A 6,474-nucleotide genomic window follows, 5' to 3' on the forward strand; every position below is an offset into this window, starting at 1 on the left:
CGATCCTAGGCCTCAGCCGTTCGCCGAGTCTGCGACCGGGTCCGTGCCGGCTCCGCCGCCCACCGGGGCGTCGCCGGACGGGCCCGCCGTCGCGAGCCAGGCGAGGTCCCCGGCGTCGGTGTTCATCGCCCAGACCCGCGGGCGGCTCGGACCGTAGCTCACGATGGACACGGAGGCGGGTCCCACCTCGAGCCGCTGGAACATGTCCAGGTGCGTCCCGAGCGCGTCGGCGAGGATCGACTTGATCACGTCCCCGTGGCTCACCGCCACCCACACCGCCCCGGGCCCGTGCTCGGCCTCGACCGCGGCGTCGTGCCGGCGGATCGCCGCCACCGCGCGGGCCTGCATGCCCGCCATGGACTCCCCGCCGGGGAAGACGACGGCGGACGGCTGGGTCTGCACCGTCGCCCACAGGGGCTCGGTGGCCAGGTCGCTGAGCGCGCGCCCCTGCCACTGGCCGTAGTCGCACTCGGTGAGGTCGTCGTCGACCAGCGAGGACACCGTCCCCGGCTGGCGATCGAGGAGGGCGCGGGCCGTCTGCGCGCACCGCTCCAGGGGGCTCGACACCACGGCCGCCACCGGCACGGCCGCGATCCGCTCACCGGTGCGGGCCGCCTGCTCCCGTCCGAGGTCGTCCAAGTCGACCCCGGGGGTCCGGCCCGCCAGGATCCCGGTCGCATTGGCCGTGGTGCGGCCGTGCCGCACGAGAAGTACCGTCGCCATTCCGCCAGCCTAATGACGGCGCCGGCCGTGGTGCCGCCCCTCTGCAGGATCGACCACATGCCAGGATGTCCGCATGACCCTGGTCACCCCGACACTCGACACCGATCGGCTGCGCCTGCGGCCCTTCACCGAGGCCGACGGTGACGCTCTGTTCGCGCTCATGACCGACGCCGAGGTGCTGCGCTACTGGGATTCCCCGCCCTGGAAGGACCGCGGCTCCGTGGAGCGGTTCATGGCCGGCAACGTCCGGGCGGCGGAGGAGGGCACCGGAGCGCGCGTCGCCGTCGAGTGCCGATCCGACGGCGCGTTCCTCGGCTGGTGCACGTTCAACAGCTGGGACCCGGACTTCCGCAGTGCCTCCCTCGGGTTCTGCTTCACCCGGGACTCCTGGGGACAGGGCTACGCCACGGAAGCCGCCCGCGCACTGCTGCAGTGGGCCTACAGCACGCTGGATCTGAACCGGGTCCAGGCCGAGTGCGACACCCGCAACCCCGCCAGCGCCCGCGTGCTCGAGAAGCTCGGCTTCCGCCTCGAAGGCACGCTCCGCGAGGACTGCATCGTGGACGGGGTCGTCTCCGACTCGTGGGTCTACGGCCTGCTCCGCCGCGACTGGCAGATGCACGGCGCGTCGGCCGCCTGACGCACCTCCGCCCGCACGCGCTCCACCCCGCACTTCCACGCAAAGGACCTCACCCATGACCGCCACCCTCGTCGCATCGCACCTCGCCGGCGGGCACGGCCACCGCACGCTGTTCGAGTCGCTGGACCTCACGGTCGCCCCGGGCGACGTCGTCGGGGTGGTGGGCGCCAACGGCGCGGGCAAGTCCACGCTGCTGCGGATCCTGGGTGGGGACCTCGCCCCGCAGGCCGGCACGGTCTCGCTCGCCCCGGCGGACGCGTTCGTGGGCTGGCTGCCGCAGGAGCACGAGCGGGTGCCGGGGGAGTCCGTGGCCGCCTACATCGGCCGCCGCACCGGCTGCGCCGCCGCCACGGCCGAGATGGACGAGGCCGCCGAGGCGCTCGGCGCCCCCGATGCCGGGGACGCCGCCGCGGACCGCTACAACACCGCCCTGTCCCGGTGGCTCGCCAGCGGCGCGGCGGACCTGGAGGAGCGCATCCCCGAGGTCCTCGCGGACCTCGGCCTGGACCTGGGCTCCGACCCCGACGCCGTCCTCATGACCTCCCTGTCCGGCGGGCAGGCTGCCCGCGTCGGCCTGGCCGCGCTGCTGCTCTCGCGCTTCGACGTCGTGCTCCTGGACGAGCCCACCAACGACCTCGACCTGGACGGCCTCGAGCGCCTCGAGCGCTTCGTCCAGGAGCTGCGCGGTGGCGTGGTCCTCGTCAGCCACGACCGCGAGTTCCTCGCCCGCTGCGTCACCCGCGTCCTCGAGCTCGACCTCGCCCAGCACTCCAATCGCGTCTACGGCGGTGGCTACGAGGCTTACCTCGAGGAGCGCGCCAGCCTGCGCCGCCAGGCCCGCGAGAAGTACGAGGAGTTCGCCGAGCAGAAGGCGGACCTCGTCTCCCGGGCCCGGGTCCAGCGCGAGTGGTCCAGCCAGGGCGTGCGCAACGCGATGAAGAAGTCCCCGGACAACGACAAGCTGCGCCGCAAGGCCAACGCCGAGTCGTCCGAGAAGCAGGCCCAGAAGGTCCGCCAGATGGAGAGCCGCATCGCCCGCCTCGAGGAGGTGGAGGAGCCGCGCAAGGAGTGGCGGCTGGAGTTCACCATCGGCGCCGCGCCCCGCTCCAGCTCGGTGGTCGCCACGCTGAACGAGGCCGTCTTCCGGCAGGGCTCGTTCACCCTCGGCCCGGTGTCCCTGCAGGTCAACGCGGGGGAGCGGGTGGGCATCACCGGCCCCAACGGCGCGGGCAAGTCCACGCTGCTGCGCGGCCTGCTCGGCCGGCAGGATCCCGACGACGGCGCCGCGAGCCTCGGCTCGAGCGTGCAGGTCGGCGAGATCGACCAGGCCCGCTCGCTGCTGGCCGGCCCCACGCCGCTGGCCGACGCGTTCGAGGCGCTCGTGCCCGAGATGGCCTCGGGCGAGGTGCGCACGCTGCTGGCCAAGTTCGGACTGCGGGCGGACCACGTCACCCGGCCGGTGGACGAGCTCTCGCCCGGCGAGCGGACCCGCGCCGGTCTGGCCCTGCTCCAGGCGCGCGGCGTGAACCTGCTCGTCCTGGACGAGCCGACCAACCACCTGGATCTGGAGGCCATCGAACAGCTCGAGCAGGCCCTCGAGACCTACGAGGGCGCCCTGCTGCTCGTCACCCACGACCGCCGCATGCTCGAGGCCGTCCGCACGGACCGACGCTGGCAGGTCCAAGACGGGCGGGTGACGGAGCGCTGACGTCCCGGGCGCGGCGGCCGCGGCGTGAGGCTGGTGGGCGCCGTCACCCTTGCCCGCGATTCGGTTGTGTACGACCATGACAGTGCAGTCCCCACCAACGAAAGGGCCCCAGACATGTCCCGCATCCTGATGATCCTCACCTCGCACGACCAGCTGGGCGACACCGGCCGCAAGACCGGGTTCTGGCTCGAGGAGTTCGCCTCGCCCTACTACGTCTTCACGGACGCCGGCCACGAGGTCACCCTCGCCTCACCCCGCGGCGGCCAGCCGCCCATCGACCCGACGAGCTCGCAGCCGGAGATGCAGACCGAGGCCACCCGCCGGTTCGACCAGGACGAGGAGGCCAAGGCCGCCCTGGCCCACACCACGCCCCTGGCACAGGTGGACGTGGACGGGTTCGACGCCGTCTTCTACCCGGGCGGTCACGGCCCGCTGTGGGACCTGGTGTCCGACGCCGACTCCCAGCGGATCATCCTCGACAGCGACGCGGCGGGGCGCCCGCTCGGCCTCGTCTGCCACGCGCCCGGGATCCTGCACCCGATCACCGCCGCCGACGGCACCCCGTTCGTGCGCGGCCGTCAGGTCGCCGGGTTCACCAACGGCGAGGAGGAGGCCGCCCAGCTGACGGACGTGGTCCCGTTCCTCGTCGAGGACTCGCTGATCGCCGCCGGCGCGGACTACCGCAAGGGCCCGGATCAGGAGAGCTTCGTGGTCACGGACGGCACCCTGGTGACCGGCCAGAACCCGGCCTCCTCCGCGGACACCGCCCGCCGTCTCCTGGACCTGCTCGCGCGCTGACCCTCCACCGAGCCCGCCGCCCCGACCCCGAGGAGACCACCATGAGCACCCCCACCCGCACGCGCGAGATCCACCTCGCGTCCCGCCCCCACGGCGCCCCGACGCCGGAGAACTTCCGTCTCACGGAGGTCGAGCTCCCCGAGCTCGCCGAGGGCCAGGTCCTCGTGCGCAACACCGTGATGTCCGTGGACCCGTACATGCGCGGCCGCATGAACGACGTCAAGTCCTATGTGCCCCCGTTCCAGCTCGACGCCCCCCTCGACGGCGGCGCGGTGGGCACCGTGATCGCCTCGCGCCACGCGGACGTGCCGGAGGGCACGTCCGTGCTCCACGGCCTCGGCTGGCGCGAGCACGCCGTCCTCGACGGCGACACCGTCCATGCCGTGGACACCTCCCAGTTCCCGGACAGCACCTACCTGGGCGTGCTGGGCATGACGGGTCTGACCGCCTACACCGGCCTCGTGCACGTGGCCGAGATGCAGGAGGGCGACGCCGTCTTCATCTCGGGCGCCGCGGGGGCCGTCGGCTCGGTCGCCGGCCAGATCGCCCGCCTGCTGGGCGCCTCGCGCGTGGTCGGCTCGGCGGGGACGCCCGAGAAGGTGGCGCGGGTGAAGGAGCTGGGCTTCGACGCCGCGTTCGACTACCACGACGGCTCTCCCACCGATCTGCTGGCCGAGGCGGCGCCGGAGGGCATCGACGTCTACTTCGACAACGTGGGCGGCGACCACCTCGAGGCCGCCATCGCCGCGCTGCGGGTCGACGGCCGCGTGGCGATGTGCGGTGCGATCGCCCAGTACAACTCGACGGAGCCGCCGGCCGCCCCGCGCAACCTCGCCCTGGCGATCGGCAAGCGGCTGACCCTGCGCGGCTTCGTCCTGCAGAAGTACGCGGCGCAGGTCCGCCCCGAGTTCCTCGAGCGCGTGGGCCCGTGGGTCGCCGCCGGGAAGATCCAGTGGGACGAGACCGTCCGGGAGGGTCTGGAGAACGCACCCCAGGCGTTCATCGACCTGCTCGACGGCGCCAACACGGGGAAGATGCTCGTCCGGCTGTGACGGGCGACGGCGGCCTATCGCCTCTCGGCGGCTCAGCGCGGCCCGACGGCCTCGGAGATCCGGTTCAGCAGGCCCATGAGGACCTGGCGCTCGGTGGCGTCGAGGGGGATCCGGGTGAGGGCGTCCGCCGGGACCGTCCGGGCGGACGCCCGCAGCGCCCGTCCCTCGTCCGTCAGCCGGACCAGCACGCGTCGCTCGTCGTGGACGTCGCGCTCCCGCGTGACGAGCCCCATGCCGGCCAGGCGCCGCACCAGGGGTGTGATCGTCCCGTTGTCCATGCCGAGCCGGTCCCGCAGCGCGCCGACCGCCAGTGCTCCGGCGCCCGGCGTCGGCGCTTCCGTCTCGGCCGAGGCGTCACCCTCCACCTGCCACAAGGTGAGCATCACGAGGTACTGCGGGTAGGTGAGGCCGATGCGGGAGAGCAGCGGGCCGTAGCCGCGCGTGACGGCGCGCGTCGCCCGGTGCAGGGCGAAGCAGAGCTGGTCCTCGAGTGCGAGGCTGGGGGTCGGCGCGGCATCCATGGGAGCGATTCTAGTGGTCGCTGGCGAACAACTTGGTTGCGCACGACCTAAACGGGTGGCAGGCTGGAGCCGACTCGTCCCGCACGGGGCGGGCGGATGAAAGGACCTCTCATGGAGACCATCTACACCGCCGAGGCGCTCAGCACCGGCGCCGGCCGCGACGGCCACGTCCGCACGACCGACGGACGGGTCGACCTCGACCTCGCCGTGCCCACCGAGATGGGCGGCTCCGGCCAGGGCACCAACCCCGAGCAGCTGTTCGCCGCCGGCTACGCCGCGTGCTTCCACTCGGCTCTGCAGATGGTCGCCCGCGCCTCCCGGGCCGACATCACCGACTCCTCCGTCGGCGCGCGCGTGGGCATCGGCCGCCAGGGTGAGGGCTTCGGCCTGGAGGTCACCCTCGAGGTCGTGCTGCCCCACGTCCCCGCGGACCAGGCCCGCGCCCTCATGGAGCAGGCGCATCAGGTGTGCCCCTATTCGAACGCCACACGGGGCAACATCGACGTCGTCCTCGAGCTCGGCGAGGCGTGATGACGAAGCGCCGGCAGTCCGTCCCCCTCTCCCAGACCGCCGCCCGCCTCGGCCTCGGCGGGTTCATGACCGCCGCGGGGCTGTCCCACCTCACCGTGGCGCGCCGTGAGTTCCGCGCGCAGGTGCCCTCGTGGGTCCCGCTCCCGGCGGACCTCGTGGTGCTCGGATCCGGCGTGGCCGAGATCGGTCTCGGGGCCGCTCTGCTGGCGCTCCCCGGGCAGCGTCGCCTGACCGGCACCGCCCTGGCGGCCTTCTACACCGCGATCTACCCCGGGAACATCGGGCAGTACGCCGAGCGCAAGGACGGCTTCGGGCTGGACACCGACGGCCGCCGCCTGGCGCGGCTGTTCGGCCAGCCCGCCCTCATCGCGGCCGCCCTGTGGGCTGCGGGAATCCCCGAGCGGGAGCACGGCGGGCGCGGCTGACGCCGTCGCCGGTCCTGCGGTCCTGGGCCGGCTCCGGGCGCGCGCCCGGGGCCCCGGCTCTTATACACATCTCCGG

General features: G+C 73.5%; 8 protein-coding genes. 6 read left to right on the top strand and 2 right to left on the bottom strand.

Going from position 1 to position 6,474, the window contains the following annotated elements:
• Positions 1-12: 12 nt before the first annotated feature.
• Complete coding sequence (locus NWP10_RS02035) at positions 13-723, bottom strand: histidine phosphatase family protein (RefSeq protein WP_258299716.1); 711 nt, start codon at positions 721-723, stop codon at positions 13-15.
• Positions 724-796: 73 nt separating this feature from the next.
• Here NWP10_RS02035 and NWP10_RS02040 point away from each other — a divergent pair, with 73 nt between their 5' ends.
• The 4 genes from NWP10_RS02040 to NWP10_RS02055 all read left to right on the top strand — a co-directional run bounded on the left by NWP10_RS02040 (position 797) and on the right by NWP10_RS02055 (position 4,921).
• On the top strand, positions 797-1,363 hold the full coding sequence (locus NWP10_RS02040; protein WP_258299717.1) for a GNAT family N-acetyltransferase: 567 nt from the start codon (positions 797-799) through the stop codon (positions 1,361-1,363).
• Positions 1,364-1,418: 55 nt separating this feature from the next.
• The gene (locus tag NWP10_RS02045) at positions 1,419-3,071 is read left to right on the top strand and encodes an ABC-F family ATP-binding cassette domain-containing protein (protein WP_258299718.1); all 1,653 of its coding nucleotides are present in this window, start codon (positions 1,419-1,421) and stop codon (positions 3,069-3,071) included.
• 114 nt (positions 3,072-3,185) lie between these two features.
• Positions 3,186-3,869, top strand: a complete 684-nt coding sequence (locus tag NWP10_RS02050) for a type 1 glutamine amidotransferase domain-containing protein (RefSeq protein ID WP_258299719.1) — start codon at positions 3,186-3,188, stop codon at positions 3,867-3,869.
• A gap of 41 nt (positions 3,870-3,910) precedes the next feature.
• The gene (locus NWP10_RS02055) at positions 3,911-4,921 is read left to right on the top strand and encodes an NADP-dependent oxidoreductase (RefSeq protein ID WP_258299720.1); all 1,011 of its coding nucleotides are present in this window, start codon (positions 3,911-3,913) and stop codon (positions 4,919-4,921) included.
• A 32-nt stretch (positions 4,922-4,953) separates the two neighbouring features.
• Here NWP10_RS02055 and NWP10_RS02060 read toward each other — a convergent pair whose 3' ends face one another.
• Positions 4,954-5,442 (bottom strand): MarR family winged helix-turn-helix transcriptional regulator, encoded by a 489-nt coding sequence (locus tag NWP10_RS02060; protein WP_258299721.1) that lies wholly within the window; start codon positions 5,440-5,442, stop codon positions 4,954-4,956.
• 111 nt (positions 5,443-5,553) lie between these two features.
• Here NWP10_RS02060 and NWP10_RS02065 point away from each other — a divergent pair, with 111 nt between their 5' ends.
• Positions 5,554-5,973 carry an organic hydroperoxide resistance protein gene (locus NWP10_RS02065; protein WP_017487949.1) on the top strand — a complete coding sequence of 140 codons (420 nt, stop codon included), beginning with the start codon at positions 5,554-5,556 and terminating at the stop codon, positions 5,971-5,973.
• Complete coding sequence (locus NWP10_RS02070) at positions 5,973-6,398, top strand: hypothetical protein (RefSeq protein ID WP_192593497.1); 426 nt, start codon at positions 5,973-5,975, stop codon at positions 6,396-6,398. Before NWP10_RS02065 ends, NWP10_RS02070 begins: the two co-directional genes overlap by 1 nt.
• Positions 6,399-6,474: the final 76 nt, after the last annotated feature.

This window comes from Micrococcus sp. HG099, assembly GCF_024723355.1.
GTDB lineage: Bacteria > Actinomycetota > Actinomycetes > Actinomycetales > Micrococcaceae > Micrococcus > Micrococcus endophyticus.